The sequence below is a fragment of the Streptomyces sp. NPDC050534 genome (assembly GCF_044457745.1).
GTDB lineage: Bacteria > Actinomycetota > Actinomycetes > Streptomycetales > Streptomycetaceae > Streptomyces.
This window is the reverse complement of record NZ_JBITHF010000005.1, coordinates 92,344-113,224: the sequence shown is the minus strand read 5'-3', so window position 1 is coordinate 113,224 and position 20,881 is coordinate 92,344. Positions and strand designations below refer to the sequence as shown.

At 71.6% G+C, this 20,881-nt stretch carries 19 protein-coding genes; 7 read left to right on the top strand and 12 right to left on the bottom strand.

Annotated features, from left to right (window positions below):
- Positions 1–5 precede the first annotated feature (5 nt).
- Entirely contained in the window at positions 6–482 is a 477-nt protein-coding gene (locus tag ACIBN2_RS17770; protein ID WP_399135385.1) for a (2Fe-2S)-binding protein, read from the top strand.
- Positions 483–490: 8 nt separating this feature from the next.
- Here the strand turns inward: ACIBN2_RS17770 and ACIBN2_RS17765 are convergent, their stop codons facing one another.
- Positions 491–1,447, bottom strand: a complete 957-nt coding sequence (locus tag ACIBN2_RS17765; RefSeq protein WP_399135384.1) for a LysR family transcriptional regulator — start codon at positions 1,445–1,447, stop codon at positions 491–493.
- A gap of 86 nt (positions 1,448–1,533) precedes the next feature.
- Here ACIBN2_RS17765 and ACIBN2_RS17760 point away from each other — a divergent pair, with 86 nt between their 5' ends.
- Positions 1,534–2,226: a type 1 glutamine amidotransferase domain-containing protein gene (locus tag ACIBN2_RS17760; RefSeq protein WP_399135383.1), complete on the top strand. Its 693-nt coding sequence runs from the start codon at positions 1,534–1,536 to the stop codon at positions 2,224–2,226.
- Between the two features lie 224 nt (positions 2,227–2,450).
- Positions 2,451–3,515 (top strand): protein kinase family protein, encoded by a 1,065-nt coding sequence (locus ACIBN2_RS17755; RefSeq protein ID WP_399135821.1) that lies wholly within the window; start codon positions 2,451–2,453, stop codon positions 3,513–3,515.
- Positions 3,516–3,524: 9 nt separating this feature from the next.
- On the opposite strand, the gene ACIBN2_RS17750 is transcribed toward ACIBN2_RS17755, so the two are convergent.
- From ACIBN2_RS17750 to ACIBN2_RS17730, 5 genes are all read right to left on the bottom strand, one after another.
- Positions 3,525–5,276: an RICIN domain-containing protein gene (locus tag ACIBN2_RS17750; protein ID WP_399135382.1), complete on the bottom strand. Its 1,752-nt coding sequence runs from the start codon at positions 5,274–5,276 to the stop codon at positions 3,525–3,527.
- A 110-nt stretch (positions 5,277–5,386) separates the two neighbouring features.
- Positions 5,387–6,208: a carbohydrate ABC transporter permease gene (locus ACIBN2_RS17745; RefSeq protein WP_399135381.1), complete on the bottom strand. Its 822-nt coding sequence runs from the start codon at positions 6,206–6,208 to the stop codon at positions 5,387–5,389.
- Complete coding sequence (locus ACIBN2_RS17740) at positions 6,205–7,173, bottom strand: carbohydrate ABC transporter permease (RefSeq protein ID WP_399135380.1); 969 nt, start codon at positions 7,171–7,173, stop codon at positions 6,205–6,207. The genes ACIBN2_RS17745 and ACIBN2_RS17740 overlap by 4 nt, the downstream gene beginning before the upstream one ends.
- A 7-nt stretch (positions 7,174–7,180) precedes the next feature.
- The gene (locus ACIBN2_RS17735; protein WP_399135379.1) at positions 7,181–8,428 is read right to left on the bottom strand and encodes an extracellular solute-binding protein; all 1,248 of its coding nucleotides are present in this window, start codon (positions 8,426–8,428) and stop codon (positions 7,181–7,183) included.
- Positions 8,429–8,467: 39 nt separating this feature from the next.
- Positions 8,468–10,417: a glycoside hydrolase family 127 protein gene (locus tag ACIBN2_RS17730; protein WP_399135378.1), complete on the bottom strand. Its 1,950-nt coding sequence runs from the start codon at positions 10,415–10,417 to the stop codon at positions 8,468–8,470.
- Positions 10,418–10,637: 220 nt separating this feature from the next.
- Between ACIBN2_RS17730 and ACIBN2_RS17725 the strand changes: the two genes are divergently transcribed.
- The 3 genes from ACIBN2_RS17725 (at position 10,638) to ACIBN2_RS17715 (ending at position 13,799) form a co-directional block, all read left to right on the top strand.
- Positions 10,638–11,660: a LacI family DNA-binding transcriptional regulator gene (locus tag ACIBN2_RS17725; RefSeq protein WP_399135377.1), complete on the top strand. Its 1,023-nt coding sequence runs from the start codon at positions 10,638–10,640 to the stop codon at positions 11,658–11,660.
- 170 nt (positions 11,661–11,830) lie between these two features.
- Positions 11,831–12,772, top strand: a complete 942-nt coding sequence (locus ACIBN2_RS17720) for an alpha/beta hydrolase (protein WP_399135820.1) — start codon at positions 11,831–11,833, stop codon at positions 12,770–12,772.
- An 88-nt stretch (positions 12,773–12,860) separates the two neighbouring features.
- Complete coding sequence (locus tag ACIBN2_RS17715; RefSeq protein WP_399135376.1) at positions 12,861–13,799, top strand: class I SAM-dependent methyltransferase; 939 nt, start codon at positions 12,861–12,863, stop codon at positions 13,797–13,799.
- A gap of 22 nt (positions 13,800–13,821) precedes the next feature.
- On the opposite strand, the gene ACIBN2_RS17710 is transcribed toward ACIBN2_RS17715, so the two are convergent.
- Positions 13,822–14,667, bottom strand: coding sequence for a helix-turn-helix transcriptional regulator (locus tag ACIBN2_RS17710; protein ID WP_399135375.1), 846 nt, complete (start codon positions 14,665–14,667; stop codon positions 13,822–13,824).
- A 102-nt stretch (positions 14,668–14,769) separates the two neighbouring features.
- On the opposite strand from ACIBN2_RS17710, the gene ACIBN2_RS17705 reads away from it, so the two are divergent.
- Positions 14,770–15,477, top strand: coding sequence for an SDR family NAD(P)-dependent oxidoreductase (locus ACIBN2_RS17705; protein WP_399135374.1), 708 nt, complete (start codon positions 14,770–14,772; stop codon positions 15,475–15,477).
- A gap of 32 nt (positions 15,478–15,509) precedes the next feature.
- Here ACIBN2_RS17705 and ACIBN2_RS17700 read toward each other — a convergent pair whose 3' ends face one another.
- The 5 genes from ACIBN2_RS17700 to ACIBN2_RS17680 form a co-directional block, all read right to left on the bottom strand.
- Positions 15,510–16,400: an aldo/keto reductase gene (locus ACIBN2_RS17700; protein ID WP_399135373.1), complete on the bottom strand. Its 891-nt coding sequence runs from the start codon at positions 16,398–16,400 to the stop codon at positions 15,510–15,512.
- A gap of 79 nt (positions 16,401–16,479) precedes the next feature.
- Positions 16,480–17,226, bottom strand: coding sequence for a GntR family transcriptional regulator (locus tag ACIBN2_RS17695; RefSeq protein ID WP_399135372.1), 747 nt, complete (start codon positions 17,224–17,226; stop codon positions 16,480–16,482).
- A 36-nt stretch (positions 17,227–17,262) separates the two neighbouring features.
- Complete coding sequence (locus ACIBN2_RS17690) at positions 17,263–18,429, bottom strand: acyl-CoA dehydrogenase family protein (RefSeq protein ID WP_399135371.1); 1,167 nt, start codon at positions 18,427–18,429, stop codon at positions 17,263–17,265.
- 44 nt (positions 18,430–18,473) lie between these two features.
- On the bottom strand, positions 18,474–19,664 hold the full coding sequence (locus ACIBN2_RS17685) for a CaiB/BaiF CoA transferase family protein (protein ID WP_399135370.1): 1,191 nt from the start codon (positions 19,662–19,664) through the stop codon (positions 18,474–18,476).
- Complete coding sequence (locus ACIBN2_RS17680; protein WP_399135369.1) at positions 19,661–20,866, bottom strand: MmgE/PrpD family protein; 1,206 nt, start codon at positions 20,864–20,866, stop codon at positions 19,661–19,663. Before ACIBN2_RS17680 ends, ACIBN2_RS17685 begins: the two co-directional genes overlap by 4 nt.
- Between the last annotated feature and the right edge of the window lie 15 nt (positions 20,867–20,881).

The following is a 20,881-nucleotide window of genomic DNA, read 5'->3' as shown; positions in this document are numbered from 1 at the left end:
CCTTCGTGCCCGAACACACCTTCATCCTCAACGGCAGACCGGTGACCGTGGACATCGAGGACGACGTACGGCTGTTGTGGGTGCTGCGGGACGTCCTCGGCGTCACCGGGCCGAAGTACGGCTGCGGGCTCGGCGTGTGCCAGGCCTGCACCAGCCACATCAACGGCAAGGCGTTCAACCCCTGCAGCGTCCCGGTGGGGGACCTCGCCCCCACCGACGAGGTGACGACCATCGAGGGACTGCCCGCCACCGTCGGCAAGGACCTGCACCCGATGCAGGAGGCGTGGCTGGAGTACGACGTCGCCCAGTGCGGCTACTGCCAGCCCGGCCAGATCATGGCCGCCGTCGCCAAGGTCCGCCAGGCGCGCGAGGAGGGCCGCGACATCACCGAGGCCGACCTCGACGAGATCCGCAACGTCTGCCGCTGCGGCACGTACCACCGCATCCGCGAGGCGATCGTGGCGGGCGCGAAGAAGTACTGACGCCTCGGTCACGCGCCGCGTGCGGTCTCCAGCAGGTGGTCGCGGACCAGCGTCACATGGGGGTTGGTGACGGCGCCCGGGCGCTGGACGAGGAACGCCGTGTTGATGGGCGGGTCGTCCGGGTCGTGCAGCAGGACCAGGGCGCCGGAGGCCAGTTCGCCGGCGCACAGATAGCGGGGCAGCACGGTGAAGCCCGTACCACCGGCGACCGCCGCCTTGACCGCGTTCAGGTCGGGCATGGTGACCGCGGGCTGACGGACCAGGCGCCGCCCGAAGACGTGGCGCCAGTAGCGGCGGACGATGGGCAGGTCCTCGGCGTACGCGAGGAGGGGGACGCCGTGCAGGGCGGCCGGCCCGGCGTCGGCGATCCGGGCCGGCCCGCCGATGTGCTCGGCCCAGGCGGGAGAGGTGACCAGCACGAACTCCTCGTCCTCCAGCGGTACGGAGGCCAGAGCGCGCCCGCGGGGCCGGAAGGTCGCGATCACCAGGTCGTGGCGGCCCGCCCGCAGCTCCTCCAGCAGGGGCTCGGTCAGGCCGGGGGTGATGCGCAGCCGTACGCCTCGCTCCACCAGGGGTGCCAGGCCGGGCAGCACGGAACGGGTCAGGAACTCGTGCGGGCCGGCCAGGTGCACGGGCTCCGGCGGACGGCCGGAACCCGGCCCGCCCGGCGCGACCTCGGCGAGCGCGTCCAGCGGCTGCACGATCCGGGAGGCGAGTTCGTCCGCGTACGGAGCGGGGGAGACGCCGCGGGCCTGGCGCTCGAACAGCTCGCGGTCCAACTGCCGCTCCAGCGCGCGCACCTGCGTGGTCACCGTGGGCTGCGACAGCCCGAGCATCCGTGCCGCGGCCGTGAAGGAGCCCGTCCGGTAGACGGCGAGGAACGTGCGCAGCAGGTTGAGATCCAGGGCGGAGGCATCGGCGGACCGGTCCCTGGTCTCCCTGCCATTGGTTTCCCTATCTCTCACATGGACGAGCCTATTGGATTCCAATGGGAGGGGAGCCATACGGTCGGAACCTGACAAGCTTCCGCGACCCCTCGGAGACACATCCCATGTCGAAGATCCTTTTCGTGCTGACCGGCGCGGACCACTGGACGCTGGCCGACGGCACCCTCCACCCCACCGGCTTCTGGGCCGAGGAGGCCGTCGCCCCGTACGAGGCGTTCAAGGCGGCCGGACACGAGATCGTCGTCGCCACCCCGGGCGGCGTCGAGCCCACCGTGGACAAGTCCAGCCTCGCGCCCGAGTTCAACGGCGGCCAGGAGAACGCCGACCGGGTCGCCGCCGTGCTCACCGCGGCGGCCGAACTGCAGCACCCGGTACGCCTCGAGGACGTGAACCTCGACGACTACGCCGCCGTGTACTACCCGGGCGGCCATGGGCCGATGGAGGACCTGGCCGTCGACGCCGACTCCGGCCGGCTGCTCACCCGCGCCCTGGAGTCCGGCAAGCCTCTCGGCGTCGTCTGCCACGGCCCGGCCGCGCTGCTCGCCGCCGAACGGGACGGCGTGAACTCCTTCGCCGGGTACCAGGTGGCCGCCTTCACCAACGCCGAGGAGACCCAGTCCGGCTTCGCCGACCAGGCCAAGTGGCTCCTCCAGGACCGCCTGACCGAGGCCGGTGTCCTGGTCCAGGTCGGCGAGCCGTGGGCACCGAAGGTCGTCGTCGACCGTAACCTCGTCACCGGCCAGAACCCGGCCTCTTCGGCTCCGGTCGCCGAGGAACTGCTCAAGAAGCTGGGCTGATCCCCGAGGGCGCGGACGCACCGTCCCCGCCCGGCCCGCCCGCCCGGCCCGCCCGCCCGGCCCGCCCGCCCGTACGAAGGGCGCCCGGACTGGGCGCGGACGGCGGGCATCAGCCCTGTGCCTCGCCGATGAGGACACCGTCACCCTTGGACCCTGAGGCGTGAAGATCCTCGAGGGGCGCCAATCGCTGTCGCGGAGCGGACACGGTGGGCAGGATGACCGCCATGGACCACGCCCAGGGTGATGTGCCCGCAGCCCGTCTGTCCGCTCATGCGACGGCCGGGACGGCGCTCGCCCTGCTCAGCGACCGTCGCCTCGCCGACGTGGTGGCCGCCGCTCCCGCGCTGGGCTCCGGGATCGGCGGCCGGGCGGCGGAGCTGGAGGTGGACGGGGTGCGCGTCTTCGTGAAGCGGGTGCCGCTGACGGACCTCGAACTGCGGCCGGAACACATGCGGTCGACGGCGAACCTCTTCGAACTGCCGCTGTTCTACCAGTACGGTGTCGGGTCCGCCGGATTCGGCGCCTGGCGGGAGCTGGCCGCGCATCTGATGACGACCGGCTGGGTGCTGCGCGGCGGGCATCCGGGCTTTCCGCTGCTGTACCACTGGCGGATCCTGCCCGATCACCCGCCGACGGGCTTCGCCGACGCGTTCGGCGGCATCGAGGGCGCCGTCGCGCACTGGGAGGGCTCCGCGGCGGTGCGGCGCCGGCTGGAGGCCATCGGCCGGTCCTCGGCCAGTCTGGTCCTCTTCCTGGAACACGTGCCGTACACCCTCGCCGCATGGCTGGCCGACCACCAGGACGCCGACACCGCGCTGCCCTGGATGGAGAAGGCCCTGACCCGCGCCACGGCGTTCATGAGCGCACAGGGACTGGTCCACTTCGACGCCCACTTCCGCAACCTGCTCACCGACGGCAGGCAGGTCTACTTCGCGGACCTCGGCCTCGCACTGAGCTCCCGCTTCGAACTCTCCCCGGAGGAGACCGAGTTCCTGTCGGACCATCTCGTCTACGACCGCGCTTACGTGCCGACGCACCTGCTGCGGCACCATCTGCTGGACCGGGTACGCGGTGACGTCTCCCGCGAGACGTTCGTGCGCGAGTGGAGCGCCGGTCGCCGGCGCGACGGGGTCCCGCCCAGGACGGGCGCGTTCCTCGACCGGCACGCGCGTACCGCGACCGTCCTGGACGACTTCCACCACCGTCTGCTGACCCGCAGCAAACGCACCCCGTTCCCGGCCGAGGACCTCCGCGCGGCAGTGAACGGCACTTCTGCCGTGCGGAGTTGACCGGCCGGTCTACCGGGACGCCAGCTTCCACAGATGGTCGGCCGTGCCGTTGTCGTCCCACTGCAGGATCTGGGCACCGGTGGAGGTGCTCATGCCGTCCACCCCGAGCAGCAGCCCGCTGTTGTAGTTGGCGATCTTGTAGTAGCCGTCGCCGGACGGGATCAGCTGCCAGAGGTGGTCGGCGGTGCCGTTGTCGCCCCAGATCAGGGCCTTGCCACCGTCCGCCGTGCTCATGCTGTCGATGCCGAGCAGCAGCCCGCTCGCCTTGTTCGTGATCTTGTAGAGACCCGAGCCGCCCGAACTCAGCGTCCACGACTGGCTCGTGCCCGTGCCCGGCGTCGCCTGCACGGCCGCCGCGCCCTGTGCCGTCCCCGCGCCCTGAGTGTCGAGCGCGAGCCCGCTGTTCCTGTTCGTGATCTGGTACGTCCCCGCCAGCGAGGTCGACGAGCCGCTCGGGGTGATCACCAGGTGGTAGCCGTCGGAGGCGTTCGTCGTCACGGGCACGGTGATCGAGCCGTTGGAGACGGTGTAGTCGGCCTCCGAGACGGTGGCCGGCCCGGTCACCGCGGTCGTACGGCCCTTGGACGGGGTGTACTCCAGCTTCGCGTGCACGGTGGAGCCGAACGCCGGGAGCGACCCGAGTCCCTGGACCTGCACGGCACTTGACCCGGCACCGCCCCCGAAGATCACGCCGATCTGCCTGCCGTCACTGCTCAGCGAGGCCGCACCGTCGATGCCGGTCTGCGCCGGGGGAGTGGTGACCAGCATGTTCCCGGACATGTCGCCGTACCACTTGTAGAGCCAGTACGAGCCGTTGGGTGGGGCGCCGGTGTCGGTCAGGGTGTCGCCGAGGGTGCCGTAGTGGTTCCAGAAGGCGAGCTCGGCGTCGTGCACGCCCGCCCGCTCGAACTTGGCGACGTAGCCGACCAGCGGACCGGGCACGCCGACCTCGCTCGGGGTGCCGTACTCCTCGATCGCGATCGGTCGCGGGCTGATCCCGAGGCTGCTCTCCAGTGCGCGGTAGGCCGAGACGTGCGCGGCGATGTCCTTGCTGCCCTGAAGCTCGTGCCAGGCGATGACGTCCGGGACGGTGCCGCTCGCCTTGGCGTCGGTGAGGAACGTGCTCATCCAGGACTGGTTCCACGCCGAGTGACTCGGGCCCTGGATCGGGGTCTTGGCGTCCTTGGCCCGCACCTCCTTGTACGTGCGCGCCCAGCCCGCGTCGAACGCGCCCGCCGCGGCGGTGTCCCACGTCCAGTCGGGCTCGTTCCACAGCTCGTACGCGGCGATGTTCGAGGCGCCCGAGGACTGAACGGAGGCGACCTGCTTGTCCGCCGCGGACAGCCAGTCGCTCCAACTCACCCACTTGTACGGGAAGTTCGGGTACCAGTCCGGCATGCGAACGACGACCTTGGCGCCGGCCCGGGCGGCCTTCGGCGCCACCACGAGCGCGTCCCCGGCCGGCTTCGGCTCACCGTTGGGCAACTGCGAGCCACCCGGTGCCATCTGCACGAAGGTGTTCGGCTTGAGCGGCGCGACCAGGCTGTCGGCCGGGGTGCCGGCGTCGGCGAGGCCGTAGAGGCTGCCGGTCGCCACATGCGTCGCGGGCCGCAGGGTCTGGTCGGCGTTGACCACCAGGGTGGTCGCGGCGGTGGGGGCCGCGTGGGCGGGCGCGGCGACGGCGAGCGCGGTTGCGGTGAGGGCGACAGCGCCGAGGACGGCGGTGAGGCGCGCGGGAACAGGCGGTCTTGGACGGCTCATGAGAGGGGTTCTCCTCACGGAGTTGGTTGGGGGGAAGCGCCCCGTCAGGGGCGCGGGGAACTGCGCGACGCCAGCCACGACGACGCGGCTGACGACCGCCGGCACATCGCTCAGTCCTTGACGGCGCCGGCAGTCACCCCGGCCGCCACATACCGCTGCGCAAGCACCAGCAAGATCGCAGCCGGGACGGATGCGACCACCGCGGTGGCCATGATCGCGTTCCACTCCTGGTTGTTGTTGCCGATGTACTTGTAGATGCCGAGGGTGATCGGCCTCAGATCGCCGCCGCCGTCGAGGGTGTTGGCGAAGACGAAGTCGGACCAGGCCCACAGGAAGCTGAAGAGCGAGACCGTGACCACGGCGTTGCGGCTCACCGGCAGCACGACCGACCAGAAGGTGCGGAAGGTGCCCGCGCCGTCGATGCGGGAGGCGGCGACGAGCTCGCCGGGGATGCCCGACATGAACGCCGTGAAGATCATGACGCCGAAGGGCACGGCGATGGTGGAGTCCGCGATGATCAGGGCCCACCAGGAGTTGAGCAGACCGAGGTCCAGGAAGATGCCGTAGAAGCCCATCGCCATGACGATCCCGGGGACCATCTGCGCGATCAGCAGCGCCAGGCCGAGCGCGCCGCCGCCCCTCGGGCGCAGCTTCGCCAGCGAGTAGCCGGCCGGGGCCGCGAGCAGCAGCGTGAGCGCGACCGTGCCCACGCCGATGAGGAGGCTGGTGCCGAGGTAGGGCAACTGATCGTCCAGGACGGCCCGGTAGCCCTCGAAGGTGGGGTGCAGCGGGAGCAGGTCCGGTGGGTCCTTGCGCATGTCCTGCTGCGGGGTGAGGGAGACGTTGAGCATCCAGTACACCGGGAACAGCATCAGTGCGGTGAGGACGATCCCGATGAGCGTGTAACGGCGCCTGTGTGTACGGGACTTCACGCTTCCTGCCTCCTCTGGACGCGGATGTACGCCAGCCCGAAGACGAGCGCGATGAGGATGAGGACGTTGCCGACCGCGGCCCCGGGGCCGAACTTGGGCAGGAGCGTGCCGAAGCCGAGCTGGTAGGACCAGGTCGCCAGGGTGGACGAGGCGTCGCCGGGGCCGCCCTTGGTCATGATCCAGATCAGGTCGAACACCTTGAGGGTGTAGACGAGTCCGAGGAGCAGGGTGATCGCCGAGACCGGGCGCAGCAGCGGGAAGGTGATGCGGCGGAACTGCTGCCAGGTGTTCGCCCCGTCCAGCGCCGCCGCCTCGTACAGCTCGGCCGGGATGTTCTGCAGGCCGCTGTAGAGGATGACAAGGTTGAACGGGATGCCGATCCAGATGTTGGCGACGATCACCGACGTCAGCGCCCAGTCCGGCGAGGTCAGCCAGCCGACCGGATCGACGCCGAGGAAGTGCAGGAAGTAGTTCACCACTCCCGACTCGCTGTTGAACATCCACGACCAGGTGGAGGCCGACACGATCAGCGGCAGCAGCCACGGGATCAGGAACAGCGCCCGCAGCACGGTCGAGAGCCTGAAGTGCCGGTTGAAGAAGACCGCGAGGGCGAGCCCGATGACGTACTGGAAGGCGATCGACACGAAGGTGAAGACCATCGTGTGCCGCATCGCCGGGCCGAACGTCGGATCGTCCAGCACCTTCTGGAAGTTGGCCCAGCCGGTGAACGGCGCGTCCCCGGCCACGAACGACCGGACGGTGTAGTCGCGCAGGCTCAGATCGAGGTTGCGGTAGAGCGGATAGAGGTAGAAGGCGGCGAGATAGGCCAGCAGAGGGGTGACGAAGGCGAGTGCGGTCAGCCTGGCCCTGCGCCGGTGGCGGCGGTGCGGGGCCGGGGCGTCGCCGGCGTTCGTCCGCGCGGCCTCCGGTGCTCGCCGCGGACGGTCGACCCGGGCGATGGTCATGCCGGTCCTAGCCCTTCTGCGCACTCGACTGGGCCGTGTCCAGAGCGTCCTGGGGACTCTTGCTGCCCGACAGCGCGGCTTGCACGGCCGTCCACATCGGCTGCGAGATGGTCGGGTACTTGGTGCCCAGACCGCCGCTGGTGCGGCCGCGCGCGGAGGCGACCGCGTCCACCCAGGGCTTCAGCTTCGGGTTCTGCTTCACCTGCTCGGCCTGCACGGCGGCCGTGGGGGCGACGTACATCAGTGTCGTGTCGGTGGGCAGCAGGTTCGCGTCGCTGGTCAAACACGTGACGATCTTCTTGGTGACGTCGTAGCGCGCGGTGTCCTTCTGTACGGGCACGGTCACGAACTCGCCGCCCGTCGGCACCGGCGCCGAACCGCCGCTCTGCCCGGGGATGTTGATGATGCCGTAGTCGAAGCCGGCCTTGTCCGCGTTGCCCAGTTGCCAGGTGCCGTTCTCGCCGAAGGCGTAGTCGCCCGTCGCGAACTCCTGCCAGGCGGTGGTCTGCGTGTTCTGCAGCACGTCCTTGGGCGCGTAGCCGTCCTTCACCCACTGCTGCCACAGCGACAGGGCCGCAACTCCCTTGGCGCTGTCGAGCTTTGTCAGATCACCGCCTGCGCCCCAGAACCAGGGCAGGAACTGGAAACTGCCCTCCTCCGTGTTGATGGCGGAGAAGGTGATGCCCTTCTTGCCCGCCGCCCTGACCTTCTGCAGGGCCGCCGTGAGCGAGGCCCAGTCCTTGACCGAGGCCGGGTCGACGTGCGCGGCCGCAAGGACCTTCTTGTTGTAGTAGAGGGCAAGGGTGTTGGCGCCGATCGGCACCCCGTACGAGGCGCCGTCGATGGTGCCCGCGCCGATGATGTTCTTCTGGATGGTCTTCGTGTCCAGTCCCACATCGCCGGTCTTGTTGAGGATCCCCGCCTCCACCAGCGTGGAGACCACCGGGTTGTCCACGAGCATCACATCCGGCGCGTTGCCCTGCTGGGCGGCCAGCAGCGCCTTGTTGCCCAGATCGGTGGTGTCGAACGGGGTGCGCTTCAGCTTCACTCCGGCCTTCGTGCCGCAGGACGTCACGAGCTTGCCCCAGGGCGAGGAGGCGTCGAGCTGCGGATAGGGGTCCCAGAAGGTGTACGTGCCCGAGGGCGCGCCGGAGGAGGAGCCCGAGGAGTCGGAGCCGCCTCCGCAGGCGGTGAGGGAGGCGAGCGTGCCGACGGCGGCGAGCGCGGCCAGGAGACTGCGGCGGGTGGATATCACGGGGTGACCTCGTTGTCGTAGAGCGAAGGTGAGGGTGTGTCAGGTCGTGGGCAGCCAGACGCGCATGGCGCCGTCCTGCCGGTTGGCCCAGGCGTAGTAGGGGATCGCGGTGAGCTCGACCGGTTCGCCCGCCGCGGCGCAGTCGTCGGCGGCCGGCCGGTACGGCCACCAGCCCGCCTCGGGGTTCTCGCGCCGCCGCCCGGCCGCCACCACCGTCGTGACGCCGCCGAGCAGGTCGGGGCGGTGCTTGACGGCGAGCGGGCGGGTGGTGTCCAGGACGACGTCGTCGAGTCCGCCGCCGGGGTGGTCGGCCTGCTCCAGGCAGTACACGAGCGGCCCGCGCTCGATCGCCACGCAGCCCCGTGCCGCGTCCACGCGCGGGTCGGCCGCCGTGAGCCGCGGCTCCAGTCCGAGCTCCAGCACGACCTGGTCGCCCGGCGCCCAGCTGCGTTCGAGGCGCAGCCAGCCCGCCTCGACCGGCGCGTCGGTCTGGTCGTACGTCAACTCGGCGCAGCGGACCCGGAATTCACGGCACCACTGCGGGATGCGCAGGGAGAGCGTCCAGGGGCCCTCGGCGGGGGTCTCCTCGACGGTGAAGGCGATCGTGCCGTGCCAGGGGTAGTCCGTCTCGGCGCGCACCGCGATGGGGCCGGAGGCGTAGCGGCCGCTGACGTACTGGTGGATCTGCAGGCCGCCGTCGTCCCCGGTGGCGAGGTAGTGCTCCAGGGAGGCCAGCAGCCGCATCACGTTGGGCGGGCAGCAGGCGCAGCGGAACCATCGGGTGCGGCGGGCCGACTGGTCGCCGCCGTGATCGGTGTGGCCGTCGCGGACCTGGAGCGGATTGACGTAGAGCCAGCGTTCTCCGTCGAGGGAGACACCGGCCAGGAAGCCGTTGAAGAGGGTGCGCTCGATCAGGTCGGCGTAGCGGGTCTCGCCGGTGAGCAGCGCCATGCGCCAGCTCCACTGCACGGAGGCGATGGCGGCGCAGGTCTCGCAGTAGGCGCGCTCGTTGGGGAGTTCGTACGGGTCGCCGAAGTCCTCCCAGTCGTGGTGGGCGCCCAGACCGCCGGTGAGGTGGGTCTTGGTGGCGGTCATCGCGTGCCACAACCGCTCGGCGGCGGCCCTCAGTTCGGCCTCCCCGGTCTCGGCCGCCAGATCGGCGACGGCCGCCAGGAGGTACAACTGCCGTACGGCGTGGCCCTCGACGTTCGTCGCTTCACGCACCGGGACGCGGTCCTGGCAGTAGGCCTCGCCGCCGAGCAGGCCGTGGCCGTGCCGGTCGACGAAGTAGCCGGCCAGGTCGAGATAGCGGCGCTCACCCGTCTCCCGGTACAGCTCGACCAGGGCGGTCTCGATCTCGGGGTGCCCGTCGATGCCGTCGATCCGCCGGCCGCTGCCGGGCGGCCCGAAGACGGAGTCGATGTGGTCGGCGAACTTCCGCGCCACGTCGAGGAGTTCGGGGCGTCCGGTGGCCCGGTGGTGGGCGACGGCCGCCTGGATCAGATGTCCCGCGCAGTACAGCTCGTGGCCCCAGCGCAGGTCCTGGTAGCGCTCCCCGCCCTTGACCAGCCGGAACCAGGTGTTGAGATAGCCGTCCGGCTGTTGGGCGGCGGCGATGAGGCGGGTGATCCGCTCGACGTCGGCCGCCAGTTCCGGGGAGGGGCCCTGGCCGAGTTGCCAGGAGGCGGCCTCCAGCCACTTGTAGACGTCCGAGTCCATGAACGGATAGGCGCCCTGGAACGCGCCCTCGGCCGCCGCATCCGACTCCGCGGGCGCCGCGAGCCGCAGGTTGTGCAGGTTGCCCGCGGACTCCAGCAGGCCGGGGCCCTGCGGGATGGAGGTGCGCGCGTTGACCTCGCGCCGGGTGTGCCAGAAACCGTCCTCCACCTCGGCGGCGGCAGGGCGCAGGGGGGCACGGCTACCGGGGCCGAGACGGATCGGGCCGGTGCCGGACGTGGGGGAGGGCTGGGCGGAGCGGGCGCGGGGCATGGTTCTCCGGGTGCTGGACGGCGGGAGGTGCGGACCACGGCTGGGCAAGAGGTTGAGCAACCGTTTTCCTCGCCGAAGAGTAGAGTGGAGTCAGGGATTTCCGGTCAAGGGTTCTGACCGAGTTTCCCAAGTTGCTCAAGGACTGGTACTCCACTCGGCCGCCTGCCACCATGGGCCGCGCCGCACCTGCCACGCACGACCAGCGAGAAAAGGATTGCCCGTGACCGAAGCCGCCCCGCGTTCTCCGTCCACCGGCCGGGCCAAGCTCGCCGACGTCGCCGCCCTCGCCGGGGTCAGCGTCGGTACCGCGTCGAAGGCCCTGAGCGGCGGCGGCCGGATGCGGCCGGAGACCCGGCAGCGGGTGCTCGACGCCGTGGAGACGCTCGGCTTCCGGCCCAACCAGCACGCGCAGAGCCTGCACGCAGGCCGCAGCTGGACCGTCGGCCTGATGACCACCGACGGCATCGGCCGCTTCAGCACGCCGGTGCTGCTGGGCGCCGAGGACGCACTCGGCGCCGGCAAGATCTCCGTCCTGCTCTGCGACACGCGGGGCGACACCATCCGCGAACAGCACCACCTGCGCAACCTCATGGACCGCAGGGTGGACGGCATCATCGTCACCGGCCGCCGCACCGACCCGCGCCCGCCCTTGAAGGGCGTCGAGGGCATACCGATCGTCTACGCCCTGTCCCCGTCCACCGACCCGGCCGACACCTCGGTGGCCTCCGACGACCGGGGCGGCGCGCTCCTCGCCGTCGAGCACCTGCTCGCCACGGGACGCACCCGGATCGCCCACGTCACCGGACCTGAACACCACGCGGCCGCCCGCGACCGGGCCCGCCACGCCACCGACCTGCTGGCCCAGGCCGGGGCCCGACTGGCAGGCGGACGCGTCCACTTCGGCGAGTGGAGCGAGGCGTGGGGCCGCCGCGCCGCCGACGCGGTGCTGCGCACGGCACCCGACACCGACGCCTTCTTCTGCGGCAACGACCAGATCGCCCGTGGCGTGGCCGACGCACTGCGCGAGCGCGGCCGGGACGTGCCCGGCGAGATCGCCGTCGTGGGCTACGACAACTGGGACACCATGGCGCTGGCCAGCCGCCCGCCGCTCACCACGATCGACATGGACCTGGCCGAGATCGGCCGCATAGCGGCCCTCAAGTTGCTGGAGGCCATCGACGCCGAGCCGGTGCCCGGGGTGCACACGGTGCCGTGCAGGCTGGTGGTCCGCGAGTCCACCTGACGGGGCGCGGGGGGTGGGGACAGGTACACCGTCGGGCGGGTGCACAGGGCCATGGCCGGGCGTCGGCAGCCTTCGTAGCGTCAGGGGCCATGGCTGACAAAGAGAATCTCGACAACGCGAACACCGTTGAAAACAAGGGCACTTCAGGGACGCTGTCGCGCCGGCACGCGATGCGGCTGACGGCCGGGGTCTCAGGGGCCGCTCTCGCCGCCGGTATCGGGGTGCCCGAGGCCGCCGCGGCAGGCAGGACCGGGCACCACCGTGACGGCATCCGCACCTACGTCCTCGTCCACGGCACCCACAGCGCCGGATCGTTCTGGACGGCGATCGGCCGCGAGCTGACGCTGCGCGGTCACCGCGTCGTCGCCGTCGACCAGCCGCTGCACGGCACCGAGCGGTTCGTGCCGCGGGCGTACCAGACGCAGGACCTGCGCGCGCTGGCCACGGAGGCCTCGCCCGTCGCCGCCCTCACCCTGGACGACTTCGAGCGGCGCGTCACCCAAGCGGTGCGCCGCGCCGCACGGCTCGGCGGACCCGTGGTGCTGGTCGGGCACAGCATGGGCGGCCTCTCGGTGAGCAGGGTCGGCAACGCCGTGCCCGAACTCCTCGCCCACATCTGCTGCATGGCCGCCTTCTGCCCGAGCCGCACCATGCCCTCCCTCAACGCCTGCGCCGCCTCGCCGGAAGGGCGGCACGCCATCACGCCGATGGACCAACTCGTCGGTGATCCGGCGAAGTTGGGCGTGCTGCGCCTGAACTGGCGTACCTCCGACCGGCGGGACCTAGCCGTGTTCAAGGAGATGATCTGCGCCGACCACTCGGACGTCGGGTTCCTGCGGGTGCTGGAGGGCATGCAGACGGACGAGTCGATGACGGCGTACGACGGCCGGGCGGTCGGACGCGCCGGCACCTGGGGCCGCATCCCCCGCACCTATCTGCGCTTCGGCAAGGACCGCACGGTGGCCACCGCACTCCAGGACCGCATGATCGCGGAGGCCGACGCCCTCACCCCGGACAACCGCTTCACCGTCCACAGCATCCCCGACGCGGGGCACCTGGGGCCCGAGGACCCGGCCCGGGTGACCGATCTGCTGCATGGCCTGCGGGTGTAACCGTGCGGGGGCCGGGGCGGGCCGAGGTGTTCACGGGACGTTCAGTTCAGCGACAGTTTCCGCGGCCCCCAGTGAGCACACTCGTTTCATGGCGACTGCACAAGCAACCGACAAGATTCCCGGCGAGCTCAAAGACGTCCCCGGCTGGTTCCCGCCGCTGGACCAGCTGCTGTTCACCTGGTTCCTGGAGCGGCAGGAGGCGCGCGGCTTCGGGGGCGACCTGGTGGAGCTCGGCGCGTACATGGGAAAGAGCGCGATCCTCCTCGGCCATCACCTGCAGGACGGCGAGAAGTTCACGGTCTGCGACCTCTTCGGCGGCGAGGCGCCGGACGGGGCCAACGCGGCCGAGACGGCCAAGTCGTACTCCTCGCTCACCCGGCAGACCTTCGAGCGCAACTACCTGGCCTTCCACGACGCCCTGCCCAGGGTGATAGAAGCCACAACCTCCGTCATTCCCAAGGAAGTCGAGGCGGACAGCTGCCGCTTCGTCCACATCGACGCCTCGCATCTGTACGAGCACGTCCGCGACGACATCGGTGCCGCCCGCGACCTCCTCCTGCCGGGCGGCATCGTCGTCCTGGACGACTTCCGCTCCGAGCACACCCCCGGCGTCTCCGTCGCCACCTGGGAGGCCGTGCTCAACCGCGGGCTGCGCCCGATATGCCTGAGCACCCAGAAGCTCTACGGCACCTGGGACGACCCGGAGCCCGTCCAGGAGGAGCTGCTGGCGATGCTCAGGGAGCGCCCGGACTGCGGTCTGAGCGTCCAGGACGCCGCCGGGCACCGTCTCGTCCGCACCCGCGCGCAGAAGGGGATGCAGCCGCCGTCCTTCCCCCGCTCGCGCCACTACACCGTGCCCGAGCCGCCGCGGCCCGCGGCGGCCGCACCCTCGCCCGCTCCCGCACCGGCCCGTCCCCGGCCGCGCCCCCGCTCCCGGGCCCGCCGCATCGGCGCCGACATTCTGCCGCCGATCGTCACCCGCGCCCTGCGCCGCACCCTCGCCCGCAGCGCGCAGGGCAGGGCGTGAAGGCGGCCTCGCCGATCCCGCGCTAGTTCCCGTCGACCAGGCTCTGGGTGCCGAGGACCGAGATCAGTTCCAGTTTCTCGGCGGCCTCGGTGCCCGGCTCGGCCGAGTAGACCAGGATGTGCAGGTCGTTCTCCTCCACCCGCAGCAGGTCGCAGTCCAGCGTGACCAGCCCCACCTGCGGGTGCTCGATCGTCTTGCGGGAGGCCTCGAGCCGGCCCACGACCCCCGCGTCCCACAGCTCCGCGAACCGCTCGCTCTGCGCCCGCAACTCCGCGATCATGCGCCGCAGTTGCCGGTCGGCCGGGTAGCGGACGGCGGTCGCCCGCAGTTCGGCGACCATGCCGGACAGGAAGGCACGCCGTTCCTCCGGGGTGTGCCGCGCCCGGGTCGGCCGGTCCAGGAAGTTGCGCCACACGCCGTTGCGCTCGAAGCCGCGCAGGCCGGAGAAGTCGCCCATCAGCGCCGCGTACATGGGGTTGGCCAGCAGCAGCGTCATGGCCGCGTCGGAGACCGCGACGGGCGTGCCCACCAGCCGGTCCAGCAGACGCTGCACACTGGGCGTGATGTACTGCGGCACCACCTCAGGACCCGGCGGCACCAGCTCCGCCAGCCCGTACAGATACGCCCGCTCGTCCCCCGACAGCCGCAGCGCCCGCGCCAGCGCCTCGACGATCTGCCCGGAGGGGTTGGCCGCCCGGCCCTGTTCCAGACGCGTGATGTAGTCGACCGAGATCCCGGCCAGCAGGGCCAGCTCCTCGCGCCGCAGCCCGGCCGCGCGCCGGTGACCGCCCACGGGCAGCCCCGCCGCCTCCGGGGAGACGCGGTCGCGCCAGCGCCGGAGCGCCTTGCCGAGTTCCGTAGCCGCCATGTCCCCCAGTGAACACCGCGGGCCGGGCCCGTGCCTGGTACCCGCAGTCCCAGGAAGAAGGGTCTCCTGGCTGATCGTGCCACCGCGCAGCAGGCTGGACGCATGACGACAACACTGATCACCGGAGCCAACAAGGGCATCGGCTACGAGACCGCCCGCCGGCTCGTCGCCGCAGGCCACACCGTCTACGTGGGCGCCCGCGACGCCGAGCGCGGACGCCGGGCCGCGGAGCGGCTGGGCGCGCGGTTCGTCCTGCTCGACGTCACCGACGACGCCACGGTCGACGCGGCGGCCAAGGCCGTCGAGGCCGACGGCGGACTCGACGTGCTGATCAACAACGCCGGTATCGAGACCAGGGTCGAGGGCAACGCCGTGCCCACCGCCGAGACCGTGACCGCCGACCAGATGCGCAACACCTTCGAGACGAACGTCTTCGGCGTCGTCCGCGTCCTGCACGCCTTCCTGCCCCTGCTGCGGCGCTCGGCCGCGCCGGTCGTGGTCAACGTCAGCAGCGGCCTGGCCTCCCTGGCCCACCTCTCCGACCCCGACCACCCCGCGCACTTCTACCCGGGCATCGCCTACCCGACGTCCAAGACCGCGGTCAACATGCTTACCGTGCAGTACGCGAAGGCGTTCCCGGCGATGCGGATCAACGCCGTAGAGCCCGGCTTCACCAAGACGGACCTGAACGGCAACACGGGCATCCAGACCGTCGAGGAGGGCGCCGAGATCATCGTGCGCATGGCGCAGGTCGCCGCCGACGGCCCGACCGGCGGCTTCTTCGACGTCAACGGCCCGTTGCCCTGGTGAACCGCGGGGCCGGGCCGGGCGCGTCCCGGTGCTCAGACCCGGTTCAGCCGGGCGACGGCCTGCGGTGACAGCCGGATGCTTCCCGCCGCGATGTTCTCCCGCAGATGGACCGGGTCGGCGGTCCCCGCGATCAGCAGGGTGCGGTCGTAGACCGCCAGCAGCCAGGCGAGCGCGACCTGAGCCGGTGTGCAGCTCAACTCCTCGGCCACGGCGACGACTTCGGGGTGCCCGGTCACCTTCGGCCGGCCCGGGAACCGTGAACCGAGCGGGAAGAACGGCACCCACGCGATGCCGTGCTCCCGGCACAGCGCGAGCACCGGCTCGGTGGCCCGCTCCAGCACGCTGTAGTCGTTCTGCACACACACGATGCCGGCCGGCAGGGCCTGCCGGAGCTGGTCGGCGGAGACATTGCTCAGCCCGATGCCGCCGATCTTGCCCGCGTCGCGCAGCGCGGACAGTTCGGCGAGCTGGCTGTCGAGGTCGACCTTCTGGTCCCCCTCGGCGATCAGGCCGGGCGGCGCGTCGGCGCGCCGCAGGTTCACCACGTCCAGGCGCTCCACGCCCAGCACGGAGAGATTGGCCTCGACCTGGGCGCGGAGCTGTTCGGGGCGCTGGGCGGCGACCAGCTTGCCGCCGGGGTCGTCGGCCCCGACCTTGCCGGCCAGCACCAGGTCGTCGGGGTAGGGAGCCAGCGCGGTGCGCACGAGCTCGTTGCAGGGGCCGTAGAAGTGTGCGGTGTCCAGGTGGTTGACGCCGAGGTCCACCGCCTCGCGCAGCAGGCCGAGTGCGGCGTCGCGTCCGGCCGTCGCGTAGTGCAGCTGCATCACGCCGAAGCCGATACGGGCGACCGTGCGTCCCGCGAGCCGGGCCGTGCCTCCCGGCGGCGTGGTGGTCGGGTCTGCGGGTGACTGGGGTGCCGTCATCGGAGGGTGCTCCCGTCAGGGGAGGGGATCGGTCAATACGGAGGCTACCATCCGATCGGAGGATTGCCTCCGTATCGCTTCACCTGCCGCTGCGCCGCAGCCGCACCCGGTAGGAGTAGTGCTCGGGCAGGAAGTGGCTGATGGCCAGCTCGACGAGCTGACCGGCGGCCGTCTGGTAGACGCGGTCGATGCGCAGCAGCGCGCGGCCCGGCTCGCAGCCGAGGTGCTGGGCGATGTCCGCCGTCGCCTCGGTCACGGTGATGCTCTGCTCGGCCTCGGCGATCGGCTCGGGCAGCCGCTGGTCGAGCAGGCCGATGACGGTGAAGTCGTGAGGCGTGCCCGGCATCGTCAACTCCTCCACGGACTCGAGCAGTTGACCGACGGAGGGCGGCAGCCACACCGACGTGTGGCAGAACGCCACGTCGTCGTGCAGCCGCAGGAAGGCCAGTTTGTGCACCCGGTCGGTGTGCAGGCCGAGCCGTCCCGCCGCGTCGACGTCGACCCTGCGGTGCAGGGGCGTCACGACGTCCATGCGCGTGTCGATGGACAGGCCCATCAGGTCGTCCACCGAGCCGAACTGCCGCAGGTACTGCTCCTCCCGGGGCGTGGCGAACGTGCCCCGCCCCGGCACCCGGTACACCAGTCCCTCGGCCACCAGGTCCTGGAAGGCCCGCCGCACCGTCTGCCGGCTCACCCCGTACGTCGTGGCCAGCTCCGCCTCGGTGGGCAGCCGGACCCCGTCGGGATAGTCGTGCCGCAGGATCGCCGCCCGCAGTTCCCGCGCGAGCCGGAAGTACGTGCTCTCCCGCTGCGGCTGCTCAGCCATCAAGACCATCCCACCCGGTGCCCACGACCGTCCTGCTCAGCCATCGAGACCGCCTCTGGCCACCAACTGCGCCGCGATCACGTTCCGTTGGATCTCGTTCGTGCCCTCACCGACGATCATCAGGGGTGCGTCGCGGAAGTAGCGCTCCACGTCGAACTCCGTCGAGTAGCCGTAACCGCCGTGGATCCGCACGGCGTTGAGGGCGATCTCCATCGCCGTCTCGGAGGCGAACAGCTTCGCCATGCCCGCCTCCATGTCGACCCGGCGCCCGGCGTCGGCCGCACCCGCCGCGTACAGGGTGAGCTGGCGGGCGGCCGTGAGCTTGGTCGCCATGTCGGCCAGGTAGTTGCCGACGGACTGGTGGCGCCAGATGGGCTTGCCGAACGACTCGCGCTCCTGGGCGTAGCGCAGCGAGTCCTCCAGTGCCGCCCGTCCCACGCCGAGCGCCCGGGCGGCGACCTGGAGCCGCCCCGTCTCCAGCCCCTTCATCATCTGGCCGAAGCCGTGCCCCTCCTCGCCGCCCAGCAGCGCCTCGACCGGTACGCGGTGGTCCTCGAAGGACAACTCGCAGCTCTCGACGCCCTTGTAGCCGAGCTTGGGCAGGTCGCGGGAGACCACCAGGCCGGGACCGTGCTCCGTCAGCAGGACGGAGATGCCCCGGTGGCGCGGCTCGGCGGCCGGGTCGGTCTTGCACAGCAGCGCGATCAGGCCCGCGCGGCGGGAGTTGGTGATCCAGGTCTTCGCGCCGTTGACGACGTACTCTCCGCCCTCGCGGCGCGCGACGGTCGTGATCGCCTGGAGGTCGGAACCGCCGCCGGGCTCGGTGAGCGCCATCGTCGCGCGGACCTCGCCGGTCGCCAGCTTCGGCAGATGGCGCCGCTTCTGCTCCTCCGTTCCGTACAGGAGCAGGAGTTTGGCCACGACGGTGTGGCCGCCCATCGCACCCGCGAGGCTCATCCAGCCGCGCGCGAGTTCCTCGGTGACCAGGACGAAGCAGGGTGTGGAGACCGGGTTGCCGCCGTACTCCTCGGGGATCGCCAGGCCGTAGACGCCGAGTTCCTTCATCCGCTCGATGAGGTGCTCCGGGTAGGTGTCGGCGTGCTCCAGCTCCTGGACGACGGGCTTGACGTCCTTGTCGACGAACTCGCGAACGGTACGCACGACGAGGCGTTCGTCGTCGGAGAGGATGTCCAGGACGCTCATCGGGCGGATCTCCAGATCGTCAGGGGCGGATGGCCGTCGTCGGGTCAGACGACGGCGTCGGCGCGCAGCGACGCGATCGCTTCGGGGGACAGGCCGAGGCCGGTGAGGATCGCGTCCGTGTGCTCGCCGACGTCCGGTACGGGATCCATACGCGCGGGCATCCCCGCGAGATCGGCCGGCGGGCGCAGCGCCTGCACGGTCGCGCCGGGCACGGCGACATCCTGCCAGCGCTCGCGGGCGGCCAGCACCGGGTGGTCCAGGAACTCGGCGACGTCGTTGACCCCGGCGCAGGCGATCCCGGTCTCCTCCAGGTCCTTGAGGATCTCCTCGGCGTCGGAGCGGGCGAAGCGCTCGGCGACGATCGCGTTGAGCTCGTCGCGGTGCGCGACCCGGTCGGAGCCCGTGGCGAAGCGCGGATCGTCCGTGAGCGCCGGTTGCCGCAGGAAGTCCGCGCACAGACGGGCCCATTCGCGCTCGTTCTGGATGGAGAACAGCACCTGCTTGCCGTCGGCCGCCGTGAAGGCTCCGTACGGCGCGATGGTCGGGTGCTGGGTGCCGATCCGGGTGGGCTGACTGCCGCCGTAGCGCGTGTAGTTGGCGGGCTGGCCCATCCACTCAGCGAGCGCCTCGAACAGGGACACTTCGACGGGGTGGATCCGGCCGGTGGTGGCCCGCGTGTACAGGGCGGTCAGGACGCCCGTGTAGGCGTACATCCCGGCCGCGATGTCCGCCACCGAGATACCGACCCGGGCGGGCTCCTCCGCGGTGCCGGTCAGGGAGACCAGGCCGGTCTGGCACTGCACCAGCAGGTCGTAGGACTTGCGGTCCGCCCATGGACCGGTCGTGCCGTAGCCGGAGATCGTGCACGGGATCAGCCGCGGGTATCGCTCGGCGAGCGCGTCGACGCCGAGGCCCAGGCGGCCGGCGGCTCCGGGCGCAAGGTTCTGCACGAACACGTCGGCGCCGTCGAGGAGTTGGTGCAGAACCTCCTTGCCGCGCGGGTCCTTGACGTCCAGGGTGAGGGACTCTTTCGACCGGTTGAGCCAGACGAAATAGCTGGAGTGGCCGTGCACCGTCGTGTCGTAGCGGCGCGCGAAGTCCCCCTCGCCGGGCCGCTCCAGCTTGATGACGCGGGCGCCGAGGTCGGCGAGCTGGCGCGTGGCGTACGGGGCGGCCACGGCCTGTTCCAGGCTGACCACCGTGATGCCGGACAGGGGGAGTTCGTGCACTGTCATGCCTCCTGGCCCTGGTAAGGGAAATGGGTGCGCAGCACTTGGGCCGCGCCGGACCATGTCAGCCCGTCCAGCAGTGCCGGTACGTCCGCACCGCAGGCGACGGCCTTGGCGCGCAAGTCACCCTCGGACGGCCGGCGTTGAGGGGCGCCGGGCGGCAGGGTGAGCTCGGTGCGCACCTCGCCGCCGCCCGCGAGGCCGACGCGCAGGGTCACGTGGCCGTCGAGCAGGGTGCTCGTCTCACCGGGCAGCCGCTCGACGTGGACGCGCTCGATCAACTCCCGTGCCTCGGGCCGCCGTACGGCCTCGTCCGTGAAGCTGCCGAAGCCGGGGTAGTCGTCGAGCAGCGCGGCGGCCACCGCGTACGGCAGCGAGAACTTGCCCTCCAGGCCGGTCGCCGGCCGGTCGTGGATCAGCGGATGGACCGTCCCTGCGGGCGTGGCCACGTGGACGGCGGTGACCTCGCCGCGCACCTGCTCGCGCACCTCGCGCAGGGCGGCGATCGGCCGCTGCATGGCGTAGCAGCAGGGGAAGAGCTTGACGGCCAGGCCCCCGGGGACGGCCGGGGCGGCCGGGAAGTCCGCCGCGGGCTTGCCGCCGACCCGCTCCAGCCAGGCGTCCAGCACCCGGGGTTCCGCGGTGGCGCCCGCCCGCGCCAGCCGGGCGGCCCGTACGCCCGCCTCGGCCGCGAAGCCGACCTGGAGCGCCTTGCCGTGCGTCCCGAACGCCTCCTGCCCGCCACCGGCGGCCGGGACGGCGAGTGCCATCGCGGTGGCGAGGCCGTCCACGTCGAGCCCGAGGGCCGTCCCGGCCGCGACGGCGGCGGCCGGGGCGCCCGCGGTGCACGTCGCGTGCCAGCCCGCCGCGTAGTGACTCCAGCCGAGCATCGTCCCGAGCCGGGCCATGACGCCCGCGCCGGCGAGATACGCGCGAGCGTCACCGCCGGACGCGAGCACCGCCGGGACGGTGACCACGGAGATGTGGGTGGTGGTGTCGGTGTGCAGGTCGTCGAAGTCGAGCACGTGCGCCATGGCCGCCCACCGGGCCGCGTCCGGCAGGGAAGCGGCGATCGAGCGGAGCGGGTGCGCGCGGGCCGCCAGCGCGACGGCGACGGTGTCGGCCAGGGCCCGCTCGGCGAGCGCCAGGTCGTCCGGCGCGGCGCGATGGCCGTGGGCCCACTGGGCGAGGGCACGGGCGGCTGTCAACGGGTCCCCCGGGGG

Coding starts and splice junctions, on each gene's coding strand:
- ACIBN2_RS17760 (WP_399135383.1), top strand. CDS start 1,534: ATGTCGAAGATCCTTTTCGTGCTGACCGGCGCGGACCACTGGACGCTG.
- ACIBN2_RS17755 (WP_399135821.1), top strand. CDS start 2,451: ATGGACCACGCCCAGGGTGATGTGCCCGCAGCCCGTCTGTCCGCTCAT.
- ACIBN2_RS17750 (WP_399135382.1), bottom strand. CDS start 5,276: ATGAGCCGTCCAAGACCGCCTGTTCCCGCGCGCCTCACCGCCGTCCTC.
- ACIBN2_RS17740 (WP_399135380.1), bottom strand. CDS start 7,173: ATGACCATCGCCCGGGTCGACCGTCCGCGGCGAGCACCGGAGGCCGCG.
- ACIBN2_RS17730 (WP_399135378.1), bottom strand. CDS start 10,417: ATGCCCCGCGCCCGCTCCGCCCAGCCCTCCCCCACGTCCGGCACCGGC.
- ACIBN2_RS17720 (WP_399135820.1), top strand. CDS start 11,831: ATGCGGCTGACGGCCGGGGTCTCAGGGGCCGCTCTCGCCGCCGGTATC.
- ACIBN2_RS17715 (WP_399135376.1), top strand. CDS start 12,861: ATGGCGACTGCACAAGCAACCGACAAGATTCCCGGCGAGCTCAAAGAC.
- ACIBN2_RS17710 (WP_399135375.1), bottom strand. CDS start 14,667: ATGGCGGCTACGGAACTCGGCAAGGCGCTCCGGCGCTGGCGCGACCGC.
- ACIBN2_RS17705 (WP_399135374.1), top strand. CDS start 14,770: ATGACGACAACACTGATCACCGGAGCCAACAAGGGCATCGGCTACGAG.
- ACIBN2_RS17700 (WP_399135373.1), bottom strand. CDS start 16,400: ATGACGGCACCCCAGTCACCCGCAGACCCGACCACCACGCCGCCGGGA.
- ACIBN2_RS17695 (WP_399135372.1), bottom strand. CDS start 17,226: ATGGCTGAGCAGCCGCAGCGGGAGAGCACGTACTTCCGGCTCGCGCGG.
- ACIBN2_RS17690 (WP_399135371.1), bottom strand. CDS start 18,429: ATGAGCGTCCTGGACATCCTCTCCGACGACGAACGCCTCGTCGTGCGT.
- ACIBN2_RS17685 (WP_399135370.1), bottom strand. CDS start 19,664: ATGACAGTGCACGAACTCCCCCTGTCCGGCATCACGGTGGTCAGCCTG.